The organism is Janibacter zhaoxuefangae, from assembly GCF_050271985.1.
GTDB lineage: Bacteria > Actinomycetota > Actinomycetes > Actinomycetales > Dermatophilaceae.
Genome location: NZ_CP189849.1, coordinates 302449 through 318483, shown reverse-complemented (window position 1 = coordinate 318483; position 16035 = coordinate 302449). Strand labels below are relative to the sequence as shown.

Below are 16035 nucleotides of genomic sequence, written 5' to 3'. Positions count from 1 at the left end.
GCGTCAGCCGCGACGGCGCAGGATGGCGGAGATCTCCCGGGCGGGCAGCCGTCGTTCGGTGTCGGCGTCCCACTCCCGGGTCAGGTGCGCCAGGTCGAGGACGGTGTCGAGCAGCGTCGCCGTGAAGCCCCAGACGAACAGCCCCTCCACCTCGAAGCCGGGGCCGCGATAGCCCCGCGGGCCGACGACCGTGAACCGGTTGGCGGGGTCGAGCAACGTCTCCAGCGGAGCCCGGACCACGCGCGCGACCTCGCCCTCGTCGACGACTCCGATCGGACCCGGGGTGTGCCACCACCCCAGGACGGGCGTGACGGCCTGCTTGCTGGGACGCAGGAAGAGGGGCGGCAGCGTCGAGACGACCTCGACTCCTCGCGTATCGAGCCCGACCTCCTCCTGCGCCTCGCGCAGTGCGGCACCCACGACCCCGTCGTCGTCAGGGTCGACCCGGCCGCCGGGGAAGGAGACCTGCCCGGCGTGCGAGCGCAGGTGCCGGGAGCGCTCGGTGAGCACGACGTCGTGACCGCCGTCCTCGTCGCCGGCGAAGAGCATGAGCACCGCCGCCTCGCGAGCCGCCCCGCCATCGGCGGGCAGCCCGTCGGCGGTCCCGCCGAGGCCGAACTCCCGGAACCACGCGGGCACGTCGCGGGCGAACTCCTCCTCGACGCGGGTCAGCCACGCCGGTGCCCCGCTCACGCGTCCGCTCCGGGCTGGGGCGCCCACGGCTGACCGGGCGCCATCTCGTACTTGAGCAGCCGCGCCGCCGCGACCGGGTCGGTCTCCCCTTCGCCGTAGGACGGGCACAGGGAGGCGATCGAGCAGGCGCCGCACGCGGGACGCCGCGCGTGGCAGGTGCGCCGTCCGTGGAAGATCACCTGGTGGCTGAGCATCGTCCAGTCGCGCCGCGGGATGAGGTCACCGACGGCGTGCTCGACCTTCACCGGGTCGGTCTCGTCGGTCCAGCCCCACCGCCGCACGAGGCGACCGAAGTGGGTGTCGACGGTGATCCCGGGGACCCCGAAGGCGTTGCCAAGGACGACGTTCGCCGTCTTGCGTCCGACGCCGGGCAGGGTGACGAGGTCGGCGAGGCGCCCCGGGACCTCGCCGTCATACCGCTCGAGGATCGCGGCGGCGAGATTGATCACGGAGTTCGTCTTGGCGCGGAAGAAACCCGTCGGCCGCAGGACCGCCTCCATCTCGTCCCGGTCGGCCGCGGCCAGGGCAGCGGCGTGCGGCCAGCGCGCGAAGAGGGTCGGCGTCACCTTGTTGACGGTGACGTCCGTCGTCTGCGCCGAGAGGACCGTCGCGACGAGCAGCTGAAGGGGGTTCTCGAAGTCGAGTTCACAGTGCGCGTAGGGGTACCGCTCGGCCAGCGCGCGCTGGATGCGTCGAGCGCGGCGGGTCAGGGCGAGGGGGGTCTCGGCACGAGCTGCAGGCACGGCCCCAGCGTACGTGCCGGGCCACGACCCACCCGTGGCACACTACGGTCCGTGGACCTTGACGTGGTGAGACGAGCCCCCCTGTTCTCGGCGTTGGACGACGACGCCGCACACGCGCTGCTGGCAACGATGACGGCCAGCCGGATGGAGCGCGGCGACGTGCTCTTCCGCGAGGGCGACCGGGGCGACCGGCTGTACGTGATCACCGAGGGCAAGATCAAGCTCGGCCGCACGAGCACCGACGGCCGGGAGAACCTGCTGTCGATCCTCGGCCCGGGCGAGATGTTCGGCGAGTTGAGCCTCTTCGACCTCGGCCCCCGCACCGCCACCGCCACGGCTGTCGCCGAGACCCAGCTCGTCGCGCTCGACAACCACCAGCTGCGTGACTTCGTCGCCGGTCAGCCGCGCGTCGCCATGACGCTGATGTCCGCCCTCGCGGCTCGGCTGCGGCGCACCAACGACACGCTCGCCGACCTCGTCTTCACCGACGTGCCCGGTCGCGTGGCCAAGGCCCTCCTCGACCTCTCGCGCCGCTTCGGCCGCCCCGTCGAGGACGGCGTCCTCGTGGCCCACGACCTCACCCAGGAGGAGCTGGCCCAGCTCGTCGGGGCCTCCCGCGAGACGGTCAACAAGGCCCTGGCCGACTTCGCCAGCCGCGGTTGGCTGCGCCTCGAGGCGCGTGCGGTCCTGCTTCAGGACGTCGAGCGCCTCCAGCGCCGCGCGCGCTGACCCCGGCCGACTGACCCGGACCCAACCGGGAGCTCAGCCCGGCGTCCGCCCGAGGTGGACGAGTTGGGCGAGCACGCTCTGGCGTGCCGCCGCCCAGACCGCGCGCGGCACGTCGGCATAGACGCGCTCGACGACGTCGTCCGCCGTGACGGCGCCGTCCGCCAGTGCCTGACGGACCTGCTCCAGCCGCTCCAGACGGTGCACACGATAGAAGGCGACCATCGCCGCGGCGTCCGGGACCACCGGCCCGTGACCCGGCAGGATCGTCGTGACATCGCCACCACCGGTCAAGGCGTGCAGGCGGTCGAGCGAGGCGAGGTAGGCGTCGAGCTCACCGTCGGGGTGGGCGACGACCGTCGTCCCGCGCCCGAGGATGGTGTCTCCCGTGAGCAGCGCGTGGTCGGCCGGCAGGGCGAAGGAGACCGAGTCGGTCGTGTGCCCGGGGGTGGCCACGGCACGCAGCTCGAGGCTCCCCACGGTGAGCACCGTGCCGTCGGCGATGTCGTCGTGCCCGCCGCCGACGATGCGCACGTCCGCGCCCGTGAGCGAGGCGAGCAGAGGCGCCCCCTCGGCGTGGTCACCGTGGTGGTGCGTGAGGACGATCCGGGTGATCCGAGCGTCCCGCTCCGCGACGTGCACGACGACGCGGCGCAGGTGGTCGGGATCGTGCTCCCCCGGGTCGATGACGAGCGCCTCGGAGCCGCCCGGTTCCATGACGATCCACGTGTTGGTGCCGTCGAGGGTCATCGGCCCGGCGTTGTCCTCGAGGAGGCAGTGGGCGTGCGGGGTGATCTGCCCGCCGGCCCACTCCCCGGGTGCCGCCGACGGCGCCGGGGCCGCCGTCGTCACGGATGCCTCGAGACGAGCCACACCGCGCCGTCCTCGTCGGTCACGAGTTCGGGCTGGATGGGGCTCGTCGGTGGGCGTTCCGCGAGGAAGGCGGCCGCACTCGGCGTCGCCGCGAGCGCCTCGAGGCAGATGAGCGTGGGCGGCAGGATGCGGGCCCGGCCGGCGGCGGCCTGCTCGAGAAGGTCGGCCGGGCGCACCCAGCGGGCGTGGTCGGCCTCGGTCGTCGCGTCGTCCGCGGCCTGCCCGTCCGGCAGCAACGCGGCGAAGAAGTGTGTGTCGTAGCGGCGCGGCTCGAAGGTCGGGGTGATCCAGTGCGCCCGGTAGGAGAGCAGGTCGGTGCGCGCCACGAGACCGGCCTCGGTCAGGACCTCGGCGAGCGACGCCTCATGGGCGACGAGGGCCGCCCGGCGGGCCGCCCAGTCGTCGCTGCGCACGTCGACGAGCGGAGCCCCCTCGCGGTCACCCGCCAGGAGCACGCCGCACTCCTCGAAGACCTCCCGGATCGCGGCGACGACGAGCATCTCCGCCTCGTCGTCGCTCACGTCCATGAGCGCGGCCCACTCGCCGCGGCTCGGACCCGCCCACGGCAGATCGGGCGTCGCGTCGCGGGGGTCGACGCCGCCGCCGGGGAAGACGTAGGTCGACGGCGCGAACGCCATCGTCGAGACCCGCTTGAGGACGAAGACCTCGGCGCCCGGGACGCCCGCGGACGCCGGCGCCTCGACGCCCGCCGCAGTGAGAACCGCAGCATCAAGGGCGCCAGCGCCCGCCTCACGGACCACCATGACGGTGGCCGCGGGGCGGGCGGGCGCGGCCTCGAGCTCACCGGCGAGCGCGGCTCGCGCTCGCTCGACGGCCTGCGGGGTGTCGGGGAGGGGGAAGCGGCGCTCGACCATCGGCTCAGCCCGCGACGGAGACGATGACCTCGACCTCGACCGGGGCGTCCAGCGGCAGGGTCGCGACACCCACGGCGGAGCGGGCGTGCGCGCCGGCCTCACCGAAGGCGAGGGCGAAGAGCTCGCTCGCCCCGTTGATGACACCCGGCTGCCCGGTGAAGGCCGGGTCGCTGGCGACGAAGCCGACCACCTTCACGACGCGCGTGACGGTGTCGAGGTCGACGACGGAACCGATCGCGGCGATGGCGTTGAGCGCGCAGGTCTGCGCGAGCCCCTTCGCCGTCTTGGCGTCGACGAGACCCTCGCCGTCGCCGACCTTGCCCGTCGCGGCGAGCGCGCCGTCGACCATCGGCAGCTGACCGGAGGTGAAGACGAGGTCCCCCTCGCGCAGGGCGGGGACGTAGGCGGCGACCGGGGTGGCGACCTTCGGCAGGGTCAGTCCGGCCTCAGCGAGGCGGCTCTCGACGGCTCCCATGTCAGGCCTTCGGGCGCTTGAGGTAGGCGACCAGGTTGGAGCCATCGGGCCCCTGGACGACCTGGACGAGCTCCCAGCCGTCCTCGCCCCACTGGTCGAGGATCTGCTTGGTGGCGTGGACGATCAGCGGCACGGTGACGTACTCCCAAGTGGTCATGGGCCGCAGCCTACCGCCGGTCCACGCCGCCCTCCCCGCGTCCTCCCACGTCGCTCCCGGCGCTCCCGACCTGCACTCGCCGACCATCCCAGCGTCCCCGCAGCCACCGGTCGTGGCTCGCGACGATGACGGTGACCCGCGTGCGGGTCAGCGCCGCCTCCAACTCCTCCACGAGGGAGAGGCTGAGGTGGTTGGTGGGCTCGTCGAGGAGGAGCAGGTCGGGTTGCTCGCCGACGACGATCGCCAGGGCGAGACGTCGCTGCTGCCCTTCGCTGAGGAGCCCGACCGGGCGATCCACGTCCCGCAGATGAAGGAGGCCGAGCTCCCCCAGGGGCACCGTCGCCCCGGTCGCCCGGTAGATCTCCCTGGCCGTGACCTGCGCGTCGGCGAACACGACATCCTGGGCGAGGAGGCCGACCCTCCGCGCCGAGACCTGGACGTCCCCGGCGTCGGGCTCGAGGCAACCCGCGAGCACCGCGAGCAGGGTGGACTTGCCCGAGCCGTTCGCCCCGTCGACGAGCACGTGCTGCCCCGCAGCGACGTCAAAGCGGGCCAGCTGGAGTCGACCGTCGACGACGAGGTCGCGCACGCGGACGGACCCTGCACCGTCCGCCGTCACCTCGCCGGAGAAGGTGAGCGGAGGGCGGGGCTTGGGGACCTGGTCGCGTTCGAGGGCCTCGAGTCGCTGCTGTGCGTCGCGACGGCGACGGGTCGCCGACTTCTGGACGCGCGCACCCTTGAAGGCGTAGACGAACTTGTCGTTGTCACGCGGGGCACGGTTGTGCGCGACATCGGCCGTCGTCGTGCGCGCCGCACTGCGGGCGTCGGCGAGTTCGTCCTGCTGGGCCTCATACGCCTCCCGCCAACGCCGCTGGGCCTCGCGACGGAACCCGAGGTAGGCGGTGTAGTCGCCGGTGAAACGCCGCCCGCCGTCGCCGTCGGTCCCGAAGTGGCTCGGATCGAGGTCGACCACCGCAGTGCAGACCGCGTCGAGGAAGTGCCGATCGTGGCTGGCGACGAGGACGGCGCCGGGCAGCTCGACGAGCGCGCTCTCGAGATAGTCGAGCGCCTGGTCGTCGAGATGGTTGGTCGGTTCGTCGAGGACGAGGCACGCGGGACGACGCGTGAGCAGGGCCGCGAGAGCGAGACGGCTGCGCTGGCCACCGCTGAGTTCGCGGACCAGGCGAGCACGGTCCACCGAGTCGAGGCCGAGGCGTTGGGCGGCCACCTCGGCACGTCGATCGGCGTCCCACGCATCGTGGAAGAGCGCCCAGGTGAGGGTCTCGTCATAGGCCTGTGCCGCAACGGGATCGGAGAGGTCATGGCTGAGCACCTCCAGTCGCGCCACGGCCTCGTGGAGAGGCGCAAGGGCCTGCGCGAGGACGTCGCCGACGGTGTCTGCCGGGTCGAGACCGCTGTCCTGGGCCAGGTGGCCGAGGTCCGCCGGGGTGGTGATGCTGCCGTGAGTCGGCCACTCGAGACCGGCGACGAGTCGGATGAGCGTCGACTTGCCGGCACCGTTCTCGCCGATGAGCCCGACGCGTTGCCCGGGCGCGACGGTGAGGTCGATGGCGTCGAGGACGGTGCGCCCGGCGTAGCCGTGCGAGACATCGCGGACGATGAGGGGGTGAGACATGGAACTCCAGCGGGTCGTTCGGGAGCTCGCGCGGGCGAAGGGCCTCGGGCGCGGGCAGGCGCTGGGTCAGTTCTTCATGGTGTCCACGAGCATACGCGGCTCGCGAGGTCCGCCACTAGGCTGCAGGGGTGACCAGCCAGAGCACGAGTGCCGCGCCCTCCGGCTCTCCCGGACGACAGCGGCTGCACATCGTCAGCGGCAAGGGCGGCACCGGCAAGACGACCGTCGCCGGCGCCCTCGCGCTCGCGCTGGCCCGGCAGGGCAAGCGGGTCCTGCTGGCCGAGGTCGAGGGCCGACAGGGGATCTCACAGACCTTCGACGTGCCCCCGCTCGGTGACCTCGAGACGAGCATCCTCACCGACAGCTCGGGCGGCGAGATCGTCGGCCTGAGTGTCGACGCGAAGACGGCCCTGCTGGAGTACCTCCAGAAGTTCTACAAGCTCGGCCGGGCCGGGTCGGTCCTCGAGAAGGTGGGCGCGATCGACTTCGCGACGACGATCGCGCCCGGGGTGCGTGACGTCCTGCTCATCGGCCGCGTCTACGAGGCCGTCGGCCGAGCCGCGCCCGGTCGGCACGCGAGCGGGCCGGCCTTCGACGCCGTCGTGCTCGACGCTCCCCCGACGGGCCGGATCGTCCGATTCCTCAACGTCAACACCGAGGTCGCCCACGTCGCCAAGGTCGGCCCCATCCGGACGCAGGCCGAGTCGATCATGCGGCTGCTCCAGGGCCCGCAGACGGTCGTCCACCTCGTGACCCTCCTCGAGGAGATGCCGGTGCAGGAGACGCTCGACGCCGCCGAGGAGCTCGCGGAGACGTCGCTGCGACTGGGGTCGATCGTCCTGAACCAGGTCCGCGACACCCTCGTCCCGGCTGATCAGACGACTCGCCTCGTCGGGTCCGTCGCAGCTCGAGGCGAGGGCGGCGAACTCCACGACGGTGTCCGGGACGACCTCCGATCGGTCGGCCTCAAGCCGACCGAGGCCGTCGTCGCCGGCCTCCTCGCGCAGGGCCGTGACCACCTCGAGCGGATCGGCCTCCAGGCCGAGATGGAGGCGAAGGTCGCCGCCGCCGGTCTCCCGGTGCGTCGCCTCCCGCACCTCACCGATGGCCTCGACTCGGGCGGTCTCGCCGTCCTCGCGGACGCCCTCACCGAGCAGGGGATGATCTGATGGCGCCCACCGAAGCCGTCGTGCAGGTGGATGCGCTCCTGGACGACCCCGACACCCGGATCATCGTGTGCTGCGGCGCCGGTGGGGTCGGCAAGACGACGACGGCCGCCGCCCTCGGGGTCCGCGCCGCCGAGCGCGGGCGCCGCGTCGTGGTGCTGACCATCGACCCGGCGCTGCGTCTGGCGCAGAGTCTGGGTCTGACCGCGCTCGACAACACCCCCCGGCCGGTGGGCGGCATCGACACGTCCGCGGGCGGGTCGCTCGACGCGATGATGCTCGACATGAAGCGGACCTTCGACGAGGTCGTCGAGACGCACTCGACCCCGGAGAAGGCCGCGCAGATCCTCGCCAACCCCTTCTACCAGGCCGTCTCGTCCTCCTTCGCGGGCACGCAGGAGTACATGGCCATGGAGAAGCTCGGCCAGCTGAGAGCGCAGGCGGGCGAGGACGGCAGCTGGGACCTCATCGTCGTCGACACCCCACCCTCGCGTTCCGCTCTCGACTTCCTCGACGCGCCCAAGCGACTCGGGTCGTTCCTCGACGGCCGGTTCATCCGGCTCATCAGTGCGCCGGCGAAGGCGGGCGGCCGCGCCTCCTTCAAGGTCTTCTCCGCGGGCGTCAACCTGGCAAGTGGGGTCATGACCAAGATCCTCGGCGGCGACCTCCTGCGCGACGTGCAGACCTTCGTCGCCGCGCTGGACACGATGTTCGGCGGCTTCCGGGAGCGGGCGGAGAAGACCTACGCCCTGCTCAAGGATCCCGAGACCGCCTTCCTCGTCGTGGCGACCCCCGAGCGCGACGCCCTGCGTGAGGCGAGCTTCTTCGTCGAGCGGCTGCGTCAGGACGGGATGCCGCTGGCCGGGGTCGTCATCAACCGGGTGCAGCGCTCGGCCGCTGGCCGGCTCGGCTCGACGCGGGCCCAGGAGTGCGCAGACGCCCTCGTGGACGGGGCCGAGAGCGGGGACGCTTCCCCCACGACGGACCTCACGGTCTCGCTCCTGCGCGTCCACGCCGAACTCGCCGAGATCGCGGAGCGGCACGCGGCCGTCGTCAAGCGCTTCCGGTCCGGGCACCGGGGGCTGGCGGTCACCGCCGTGCCCGCGGCCGCGACGGACATCCACGACCTCGACGGGTTGCGGTCCATCGGGGCCGACCTCAGCGAGCGCTGAGGCGGGCTCAGCGTCAGGCCTCTGCGCCCTCGGCGGCCATCCGGGCGAAGTGGTCCTTCCATGACCTCACGTCCGGGCGCTGACGCAGGATCGCGCGGCGCTCACGCTCGGTGAGGCCACCCCACACCCCGAACTCGGTGCGGTTGTCCAGGGCGTCGGCGAGGCAGTCGGCGACCACGGGGCAGCCCTGACAGACAGCCTTCGCGAACCGCTGCTCGCGGCCCTGCACAAAGAGGGCGTCGGGGTCGACGCCGCCGACACACTGGCCGCGCTGCATCCAGTCCTCGCCATGGTTGGGTGCGGGCAGGTGCGCGGACCCCTGATCGCGGCGGCTGAGCGGTGCGATGGACACAAGTGCCTCCTGGCTTCCCCATTGGCCGTGGAGCGGAACGACTGTCCTCCCACCGTAGGAGCACGGCGAGCACCGCGTAATACCCCAGCGGGCCACCTTTGATGGCCCGTTATGACTAGTTTTCGCCCCTGAGCCGGGGACGGCCGTTCGGCCGATTCCCGTGGCGAAGGCCGGGTTCACAGTGTCGCCGGTTATCCTCGACCGCATGCCGCCTCGCTCAAGCATGCCCCACGTCGTCGCCCTGCTGGCGGCCTTCGTCGCGATCGCCGTCGGGGTCGGGCTGGTCAGCGCCGGGCTCCTGGTGCCCGTCGCCGGAGCCGCCGGTACGGCCGCGCGGTCCACCGTCAAGGCCTTCGACGAGATGCCCGAGGACTTCCAGCCCTCGACGCTGGGTCAGCAGTCCCGCATCATGTCGGCCGACGGCAAGGTCGTCGCGACCCCCTACGACACCAACCGCATCACGGTGAAGCTCAACCAGGTCGCCCCGATCATGCGCAAGGCGCAGATCGCGATCGAGGACTCGCGGTTCTACGAGCACGGCGGCATCGACATCCGCGGCACGGCCCGCGCGCTCGCGACGAACCTCGGCAGCGGCGGCGTGACCCAGGGTGGTTCGTCGCTCACCCAGCAGTACGTCAAGATCATGCTCCAGGAGAAGGCTCTCAGCGCGGGCGACAACGAAGCGGCTGCGGCTGCCGTGTCCAAGAGCTACTCGCGCAAACTGCAGGAGCTGAAGTACGCGCTCAACATCGAGAAGTCGATGACCAAGGACCAGATCCTCATCGGCTACCTCAACCTCGTCTACTACGGCGACCAGGCCTACGGCGTGGAGGCCGCGTCGCGGCACTACTTCAACAAGCGCGCGAAGGACCTCAAGCTGGTCGAGGCGGCCACACTCGCCGGCATCGTCCAGTCCCCCGGCACGACGGACCCGGTGAACAACCCGCGCGACGCGGAGAAGCGTCGCAACATGGTGCTCACCCGGATGTACCAGCTCGGCTTCGCGAGCGAGGCTGCGGTCGAGAAGGCCAAGGCCACGAAGGTCGAGAGCTACCTCAACGTCAAGCCGAACGAGGGCGGCACGTGCACCCGCGCGTCCGACCCCTACTTCTGCAACTACGTCATGGCCTACCTCAAGACCCTCCCGGCCCTCGGCGAGAACGAGGACGAACGCACCCGCAACATCAACCAGGGTGGCCTGACGATCAAGACGACGCTACGGCGTGACTGGCAGAAGAAGATGCGTGAGGACCTCACCGAGCTGGTCCCCACCGGCGACGCGAGCGGCGTCGGCGCCGCCGCCGCGACCATCGAGCCCGGCACCGGCAAGGTCCTCGCCATCGCCCAGACGAGCGAGTTCAAGACGGGCCTGACGAAGTCCTCCACGAAATACACCGAGCAGGGCTGGTCGGTCCCGACCGCCATGGGCGGCACCCGCGGCTTCGCCATCGGCTCGACGGCGAAGGTGTACGCCCTCGTCACGGCACTCCAGAAGGGGATGCCCCTCAGCTCCGAGATCGACGCGCCCTTCGCCGACACCAAGAAGGCCCACGAGTTCGACCCGTCGGAGTTCGAGCGGACGTGTACGGCCCAGAAGCCGTGGCCGGTCAAGAACGACTACCCCATCGGCGGCAAGATGTCGCTCGCGAAGGCGACCGCGGAGTCCATCAACACCGCCTTCGCCCAGCTCGCCTCCCAGGTCGGCTCCTGCAAGATCCGCGACACGATGAAGAAGATGGGTCTCAAGACCGGGGCCGGTACGCCCTACGGCGCCGCCCCCACGAACAAGGACGAGTACCCCATCTCCAACCTCGTCCTCGGCTCGGACGACTCCACGCCCCTGTCGCTCGCCAACTCCTACGCGACGCTCGCTGCGGACGGCATCTACTGCCCGACCACCCCCATCGAGTCGATCACGACGGCCGCCGGCAAGAAGATCAAGCTGCCGAAGACGAAGTGCGAGCGGGTCATGGACGAGGACGTCGCCCGGGGGGTGACCAAGCTGCTCCGCGGCCCGATCGAGACCGGTACCGCGACGGCCGCCAAGCTCGCCGACGGTCGCGTGGCCGCCGGTAAGACCGGCACGACCGACAACCACAACCAGTCGTGGTTCGTCGGCTACACCCCGCAGCTCGCCACCTCCGTGTGGGTGGGCCAGCCCTTCACGGGTAGCAAGGCGATGCCCCACACGATCGGCGGGCGCAACTACGGCGGCCTGGGCATCTTCGGCGGCACCATCGCCGCCCCGCTGTGGAAGTCAGTCATGGACGACCTGTCGTCGGACATGGAGAAGAAGAGCTTCACGGAGCCCAGCGCCAAGATCATCGAGGGCGACCTCCGCGACATCCCCAACGTCGTCGGGATGCCCACGGACCAGGCGATGCAGATGCTGGAGGACGCCGGCTTCAAGGCCCAGGTCGTCCAGGACGTCAACAGCAACTACGGTGCGGGCACCGTGGCCTACACCGACCCCAGCGGTCGCGCCATCAAGGGCGCCATGATCGGGATCTACCGGTCCAACGGCATCCCCGAGTACACCCCGCCGCCGCCGCCGACGACGACCGCCCCGCCCGCCCCGACGACGACGGCCGCGCCGACGACCACGACGAAGCCGTCGACCACCACGACGAAGAAGCCGACCTCGACGAGTTCGACCACGACGAAGAAGAAGGGCAAGGGCAACGGCGGCTGACCCGCCGGCACCACGCCGGGCATGACGAAGGGGGCGGACCTGGTCCGCCCCCTTCGTCATGCCCTGTTCAGGCCCATCGCTGCAGCTCAGCCGGCGAGGGTCCGTTTCACGATGGCGGCCACCCGGCCGCCATCGGCGCGGCCGGCGACCTTCGCGCCCGCGACCTTCATGACCTGGCCCATCTGCGCCATCCCGCTGGCCCCGGTCTCCGCGATGGCGCCGGCGACGATCTGCTCGAGCTGCGCGTCGTCGAGTTGCGCGGGCAGGTAGCCCTCGATGACGGCGAGCTCGGCGTCCTCCTTCGCGGCGAGCTCGGGTCGCTGGGCGCCGACGTAGGCGACCGACGCCTCCTTGCGCTTCTTCGCCTCCTTGGCGACGACCTTGAGGACCTCGTCGTCACTCAGCTCGCGAGCGCTCTCCCCCGCGACCTCCTCCGTCGTGATCGCCGAGAGGACCATGCGCAGCGTCCCCGAGCGGACCTGGTCCCGCTCACGAATCGCCGTGTGCAGGTCGGACTGGATGGTGGCCTTGAGGCTCTCGCTGGTCATGGGTCCATCCTCGCAGGTGCTCCGCAGGCGGCAGGACCTTTGTCGCGGCGCCGACGCGCCCGGCTCACGTCGCGGGCAGGTTCGTGCCCACGCCTACGGAGCGATGGCTGCGGCGACCCGGGCTGCGGCCGGTCCGATCTCGTGACCGAGGTGCTGCACGTCGGGGTCGACGAGGGCCCCCTGGTGGCTACCACCGACGCAGATCATGAGGCCCTCGTCGATCTCGCGCAGCGCGGCGACGACCTCGCGGGCGGCTCGTACGTCCCGGCGCCGGGGCACGCTGAGCACCGCGCAGCGCGCCCCGTGGGCCTCCAGCGCGGCCGACCATGCCGGAGTCGGCAGGTCCGCGCCGAGATGGACGACGTGCACGCCGAGTCGACGCAGCGCGACGGCGAAGGCGAAGATGCCCAGCTCGTGGTGCACCCCCGCCGGCAGACCGACAAGGACCCGCGGTCCGTCCGGCCGATGCACGGCCTCGTCGAAGGAGGCACCCAGGCGACGGAGCACGGCGTGCGCGACGAGATGCTCGCCCGCGACGGAGATCCGCTCGTCCGCCCACGCGCGCTCGACGCTCCGGTCCCGGCCGCGGTGCTCCAGGCTGGCGTCTTCCTGGGCGACGGGTCGATCTCCTTCGACATGCTGCGTCACCTCACCGAACGGCTCCCGGCGATGGTCGCACCACGGTGGCTGCGCAGCCGGATCCAGCCCATCGCCGTCGACGACGCGCTCCACTACCTCGTCGGGGCGACGCGACTGCCCGCGGAGGTCAACCGCACCTTCGACATCGGGGGGCCGGACGTGCTGACCTACGGGGAGATGATTCAGCGCTTCGCGCGCGTCAACGGGCTGCACCGCCGACTCATCGTCGTCGTGCCGGTGCTCACGCCATGGCTCGCCAGCCACTGGGTCGGGCTCATCACGCCCGTCGATGCCGCTGTCGCCAAGCCGCTCGTCGGCAGCCTCGTCCACGACGTCGTGCGGCGCGAACACGACCTCGACGAGTACGTCGGTCTGCCCGACGGGGGCCTCACCGGGTTCGACGACGCGGTGCGACTGGCGATGCGCGACGTCCGGCGTCGCCGGTAGCCCGGGCAGACGGCGGGCAGACGGCGGGCAGCACGACCCAGCGGCGTTTGCGAGGATGGGGCCGATGGACACCACACGCACCCTCCTGCGCGCCGGCGCCGGCCTCCTCGGGGTCGGCGTCACCGGCCTCGGTTACGCCTCCCTCATCGAGCGGAACGCCTTCGTCCTGCGTCGTGTGACCGTGCCCGTGCTCCCGCCCGGCGCCGACGAGGTGCGGGTGCTGCAGCTCAGCGACATCCACCTCGTCCCGCGCCAGCGCCGCAAGATGGCGTGGATCCGCGACCTCGAGCGGTTCGCGCCCGACCTCGTCGTCAACACCGGCGACAACCTCGCCGCGCTCGATGCCGTGCCGGCGGCACTCGACGCCATGGGGCCTCTGCTGGCACGGCCGGGCGTCTTCGTCCTCGGGTCCAACGACTACTTCGCGCCGTCGGCCAAGAACCCCGCGCGCTACCTGACCCGCCACCACGCGAAGGGGGTCGGCACGCAACCGCGGCTGCCCACGGAGGATCTCGTGACCGGGATGCGCGGCGCGGGGTGGCTCGACCTGACCAACCGGCGGGACCGGATCACGGTGCACGGCCTCGACATCGAGCTCGTGGGTGTCGACGATCCGCACCTGGGCTACGACCGATATGGCGACGTGGCCGGGCCCGCCGACCCCACGGCGGACCTGACCCTCGGCGTCGTGCACGCGCCCTATCAGCGGGTGCTCGACGCGATGACGCGCGACGGGGCGACCTTCGTCATCGCGGGGCACACGCACGGCGGGCAGCTGTGCGTGCCCGGCTACGGGGCGCTGGTGACCAACTGCGATCTCGACCGGCGACGCGCGAAGGGGCTGTCGCGCTGGTGGCCCGGAGCGGAGGGGGCGCCGTCCACGCAGGCGCCGGCCGACGCGGCCTGGCTGCACGTGTCGGCCGGGCTCGGGACGTCGCCGTACGCCCCCGTCCGGTTCGCCTGCCGACCGGAGGCCACCCTGATGACACTGGTGCCGCGCTCCTGACGCACCTCGTGTGGCGCACGTGGCTCCTGCCGCATTGGCCCGACTTCTGGACCCGTGCCGTCCCACGGAATGGACACAGAACCTCACGCGGACGCCGGATCGATGTCACCATGGGTGACGCCCCGGGGGGCAGGACGAGATTGCCATCGACGAAGGTGTTGTTGTTGTGAAAACGCGTGACGCGGTGATCAGCGCAGGCGCTCTGGCCAGTGTCGGGGGGTTGCTTTTCGCATCCTTGGCAAGCGCTTCGACGATGGATTCCTCGGCTCGGCCCATGACGTCACCGACGGCCTCGACGACGGCACCGGCCGCGCCCGCGCCGGAGGTCGCCGCCGAGCCAGCCCCCGAGGCCGGGTACATCGCCAACGCCGGCCTCTACGCGTTCTTCGGCGACGAGGGCCAGTTCCTGCGCGCCTTGGCCCCGGTCGACGGCGCCGACGTCGTCGCCCACGTCAAGGCCGAGCTGGCCAAGGCGCCGGACCGGGCCCCGTCGCGCGCCGTCCGCCGGGCCGTCGCCCGCGCGGTCGCCGACGGGTCGCGGGACCCCGCGAGCGTGCTCGTGCGGGCCTACCGGTCCGCCGCCGCATCCGCGCCGGTCTCCTGCAACATCAACGCCACCCTCCTCGCCGCGATCGGCCAGGTCGAGTCGGGCAACGCGGGCGGGCGCGCGTTCAGCCTCGGGAACAGCGTCGTCCCCGGAATCTACGGTCCCGCCCTCACCGGCGGCCCCTTCGCCGCCATCGGCGACACGGACGGCGGCCGGCTCGACGGCTCGTCGGCCCACGACCGCGCCGTCGGCCACATGCAGTTCATCCCCGGCACATGGGCGGCCTTCGGCGTCGACGGTGACGGGGACGGCAAGGCACACCCGCAGAACGTCTTCGACGCGGCAGCCTCGGCCGCGGTGTACCTGTGCCACGGGGGCCGCGACCTTCGTCAGCCGGCGGACCTGCGCCGCGCGATCCTCTCCTACAACCAGTCGACCGAATACCTGCGCACCGTCCTGGACTGGAAGCGGTACTTCGACAAGTACGGCATCGAGGCGATCGGCGAGACCTCGAACTACGTCCCCAACGGGACGCACAACGAGGCGTCGGACCACAAGGACACGAAGGAGGTCGTGAAGGTCGCCAAGAGGGAGAAGACGAAGCGGCACCCGCACTCCTCCTCGTCCACCACGACGTCATCCACGTCCACGTCGAAGCCCACGCGGACGTCACCGAGTTCCACCAGCACGAGTTCGAGCAGCTCGAGTTCCACCAGCACGACCTCCAGCACGTCGAGCTCCAGCACGAGCAGCACGACGTCCAGCACGAGCTCGCCGTCATCGACATCGGCCACCTCCACGAGCACGTCGACCACGTCCTCATCGACCTCGACGACGAACACTCCGTCCGACACCGACACCTCGAGCACGACCGACTCGTCCACGACGAGCACGCCCAGCGACACGTCGACCACCAGCAGCAGCACGACCACCGACAGCACGACGTCCGGCGCCGCGTCCGAGACCGCATCGACGACGACGCCGTGAGGCCGATCTTCGCCGCCCGTCCCGTGCCCGCGCTGCGGGCCCGGATTTCTCCCGGGGGTCGGGCTGCGTTATCCTTCCTTGTCGCTGCCTGATCGGCAGCGATGCGTGTGCCGGGCAACCGGTTCACGAGCCACGGGGTGTGGCGCAGCTTGGTAGCGCGCTTCGTTCGGGACGAAGAGGCCGCAGGTTCAAATCCTGTCACCCCGACCATGTGAGATGTCCCAGGACATCGACAAGACCCCGGACCGTCAACGGTTCGGGGTCTTGTGCGTCGTGGCTCCCCTCCCCCCGCCGAGCCCCC

17 protein-coding genes and 1 tRNA gene are annotated in these 16035 nt (G+C 71.6%); 8 read left to right on the top strand and 10 right to left on the bottom strand.

Annotated features, from left to right (window positions below):
- Positions 1-3 precede the first annotated feature (3 nt).
- Together ACQBAS_RS01520 and nth are read right to left on the bottom strand one after the other, a co-directional pair.
- Positions 4-693, bottom strand: coding sequence for an NUDIX hydrolase (locus ACQBAS_RS01520; protein ID WP_427384567.1), 690 nt, complete (start codon positions 691-693; stop codon positions 4-6).
- Entirely contained in the window at positions 690-1436 is a 747-nt protein-coding gene (gene nth, locus ACQBAS_RS01515) for an endonuclease III (RefSeq protein WP_427384566.1), read from the bottom strand. Before nth ends, ACQBAS_RS01520 begins: the two co-directional genes overlap by 4 nt.
- A 51-nt stretch (positions 1437-1487) precedes the next feature.
- Between nth and ACQBAS_RS01510 the strand changes: the two genes are divergently transcribed.
- Positions 1488-2165 carry a Crp/Fnr family transcriptional regulator gene (locus tag ACQBAS_RS01510; RefSeq protein ID WP_427384564.1) on the top strand — a complete coding sequence of 226 codons (678 nt, stop codon included), beginning with the start codon at positions 1488-1490 and terminating at the stop codon, positions 2163-2165.
- Positions 2166-2198: 33 nt separating this feature from the next.
- Here ACQBAS_RS01510 and ACQBAS_RS01505 read toward each other — a convergent pair whose 3' ends face one another.
- Genes ACQBAS_RS01505 through ACQBAS_RS01485 form a run of 5 tightly spaced genes read right to left on the bottom strand, consistent with a single transcriptional unit; the run spans position 2199 to position 6178 of the window.
- Complete coding sequence (locus ACQBAS_RS01505; RefSeq protein WP_427384563.1) at positions 2199-3035, bottom strand: MBL fold metallo-hydrolase; 837 nt, start codon at positions 3033-3035, stop codon at positions 2199-2201.
- Positions 3011-3910: an NUDIX hydrolase gene (locus tag ACQBAS_RS01500; protein ID WP_427384562.1), complete on the bottom strand. Its 900-nt coding sequence runs from the start codon at positions 3908-3910 to the stop codon at positions 3011-3013. Before ACQBAS_RS01500 ends, ACQBAS_RS01505 begins: the two co-directional genes overlap by 25 nt.
- Positions 3911-3914: 4 nt before the next feature.
- A complete protein-coding gene (locus ACQBAS_RS01495; protein WP_427384561.1) occupies positions 3915-4385 on the bottom strand; it encodes a RidA family protein in 471 nt (156 codons plus the stop codon).
- A gap of 1 nt (position 4386) precedes the next feature.
- Entirely contained in the window at positions 4387-4542 is a 156-nt protein-coding gene (locus ACQBAS_RS01490; RefSeq protein ID WP_427384560.1) for a hypothetical protein, read from the bottom strand.
- Positions 4543-4552: 10 nt separating this feature from the next.
- The gene (locus tag ACQBAS_RS01485) at positions 4553-6178 is read right to left on the bottom strand and encodes an ABC-F family ATP-binding cassette domain-containing protein (protein ID WP_427384558.1); all 1626 of its coding nucleotides are present in this window, start codon (positions 6176-6178) and stop codon (positions 4553-4555) included.
- 128 nt (positions 6179-6306) lie between these two features.
- Here ACQBAS_RS01485 and ACQBAS_RS01480 point away from each other — a divergent pair, with 128 nt between their 5' ends.
- Complete coding sequence (locus tag ACQBAS_RS01480; RefSeq protein WP_427384557.1) at positions 6307-7347, top strand: ArsA-related P-loop ATPase; 1041 nt, start codon at positions 6307-6309, stop codon at positions 7345-7347.
- Complete coding sequence (locus ACQBAS_RS01475) at positions 7347-8516, top strand: ArsA family ATPase (protein WP_427384555.1); 1170 nt, start codon at positions 7347-7349, stop codon at positions 8514-8516. Before ACQBAS_RS01480 ends, ACQBAS_RS01475 begins: the two co-directional genes overlap by 1 nt.
- 13 nt (positions 8517-8529) lie before the next feature.
- Here ACQBAS_RS01475 and ACQBAS_RS01470 read toward each other — a convergent pair whose 3' ends face one another.
- The gene (locus ACQBAS_RS01470) at positions 8530-8793 is read right to left on the bottom strand and encodes a WhiB family transcriptional regulator (RefSeq protein WP_427385558.1); all 264 of its coding nucleotides are present in this window, start codon (positions 8791-8793) and stop codon (positions 8530-8532) included.
- 280 nt (positions 8794-9073) lie between these two features.
- Between ACQBAS_RS01470 and ACQBAS_RS01465 the strand changes: the two genes are divergently transcribed.
- A complete protein-coding gene (locus ACQBAS_RS01465) occupies positions 9074-11560 on the top strand; it encodes a transglycosylase domain-containing protein (protein WP_427384554.1) in 2487 nt (828 codons plus the stop codon).
- 86 nt (positions 11561-11646) lie between these two features.
- Here ACQBAS_RS01465 and ACQBAS_RS01460 read toward each other — a convergent pair whose 3' ends face one another.
- Positions 11647-12108 carry a GatB/YqeY domain-containing protein gene (locus ACQBAS_RS01460; RefSeq protein WP_427384552.1) on the bottom strand — a complete coding sequence of 154 codons (462 nt, stop codon included), beginning with the start codon at positions 12106-12108 and terminating at the stop codon, positions 11647-11649.
- A gap of 93 nt (positions 12109-12201) precedes the next feature.
- Positions 12202-12615 carry a cobalamin-dependent protein gene (locus tag ACQBAS_RS01455; protein ID WP_427384551.1) on the bottom strand — a complete coding sequence of 138 codons (414 nt, stop codon included), beginning with the start codon at positions 12613-12615 and terminating at the stop codon, positions 12202-12204.
- Between the two features lie 3 nt (positions 12616-12618).
- Here ACQBAS_RS01455 and ACQBAS_RS01450 point away from each other — a divergent pair, with 3 nt between their 5' ends.
- The 4 genes from ACQBAS_RS01450 (at position 12619) to ACQBAS_RS01435 (ending at position 15944) form a co-directional block, all read left to right on the top strand.
- Positions 12619-13194, top strand: coding sequence for a hypothetical protein (locus ACQBAS_RS01450; RefSeq protein WP_427384550.1), 576 nt, complete (start codon positions 12619-12621; stop codon positions 13192-13194).
- A 64-nt stretch (positions 13195-13258) separates the two neighbouring features.
- Entirely contained in the window at positions 13259-14200 is a 942-nt protein-coding gene (locus ACQBAS_RS01445) for a metallophosphoesterase (RefSeq protein ID WP_427384549.1), read from the top strand.
- A gap of 274 nt (positions 14201-14474) precedes the next feature.
- Positions 14475-15734 carry a lytic transglycosylase domain-containing protein gene (locus ACQBAS_RS01440; protein ID WP_427384548.1) on the top strand — a complete coding sequence of 420 codons (1260 nt, stop codon included), beginning with the start codon at positions 14475-14477 and terminating at the stop codon, positions 15732-15734.
- Positions 15735-15867: 133 nt separating this feature from the next.
- Positions 15868-15944 (top strand) — tRNA-Pro (locus tag ACQBAS_RS01435).
- Positions 15945-16035 lie beyond the last annotated feature (91 nt).

Bases quoted from the DNA above. Each gene is read 5' to 3' on its own strand.
- ACQBAS_RS01485 (WP_427384558.1), bottom strand. From the start codon at position 6,178: ATGTCTCACCCCCTCATCGTCCGCGATGTCTCGCACGGCTACGCCGGG.
- ACQBAS_RS01440 (WP_427384548.1), top strand. From the start codon at position 14,475: ATGACGTCACCGACGGCCTCGACGACGGCACCGGCCGCGCCCGCGCCG.
- ACQBAS_RS01490 (WP_427384560.1), bottom strand. From the start codon at position 4,542: ATGACCACTTGGGAGTACGTCACCGTGCCGCTGATCGTCCACGCCACC.
- ACQBAS_RS01495 (WP_427384561.1), bottom strand. From the start codon at position 4,385: ATGGGAGCCGTCGAGAGCCGCCTCGCTGAGGCCGGACTGACCCTGCCG.
- ACQBAS_RS01465 (WP_427384554.1), top strand. From the start codon at position 9,074: ATGCCGCCTCGCTCAAGCATGCCCCACGTCGTCGCCCTGCTGGCGGCC.
- ACQBAS_RS01475 (WP_427384555.1), top strand. From the start codon at position 7,347: ATGGCGCCCACCGAAGCCGTCGTGCAGGTGGATGCGCTCCTGGACGAC.
- ACQBAS_RS01460 (WP_427384552.1), bottom strand. From the start codon at position 12,108: ATGACCAGCGAGAGCCTCAAGGCCACCATCCAGTCCGACCTGCACACG.
- ACQBAS_RS01500 (WP_427384562.1), bottom strand. From the start codon at position 3,910: ATGGTCGAGCGCCGCTTCCCCCTCCCCGACACCCCGCAGGCCGTCGAG.
- ACQBAS_RS01445 (WP_427384549.1), top strand. From the start codon at position 13,259: ATGGACACCACACGCACCCTCCTGCGCGCCGGCGCCGGCCTCCTCGGG.
- ACQBAS_RS01470 (WP_427385558.1), bottom strand. From the start codon at position 8,793: ATGCAGCGCGGCCAGTGTGTCGGCGGCGTCGACCCCGACGCCCTCTTT.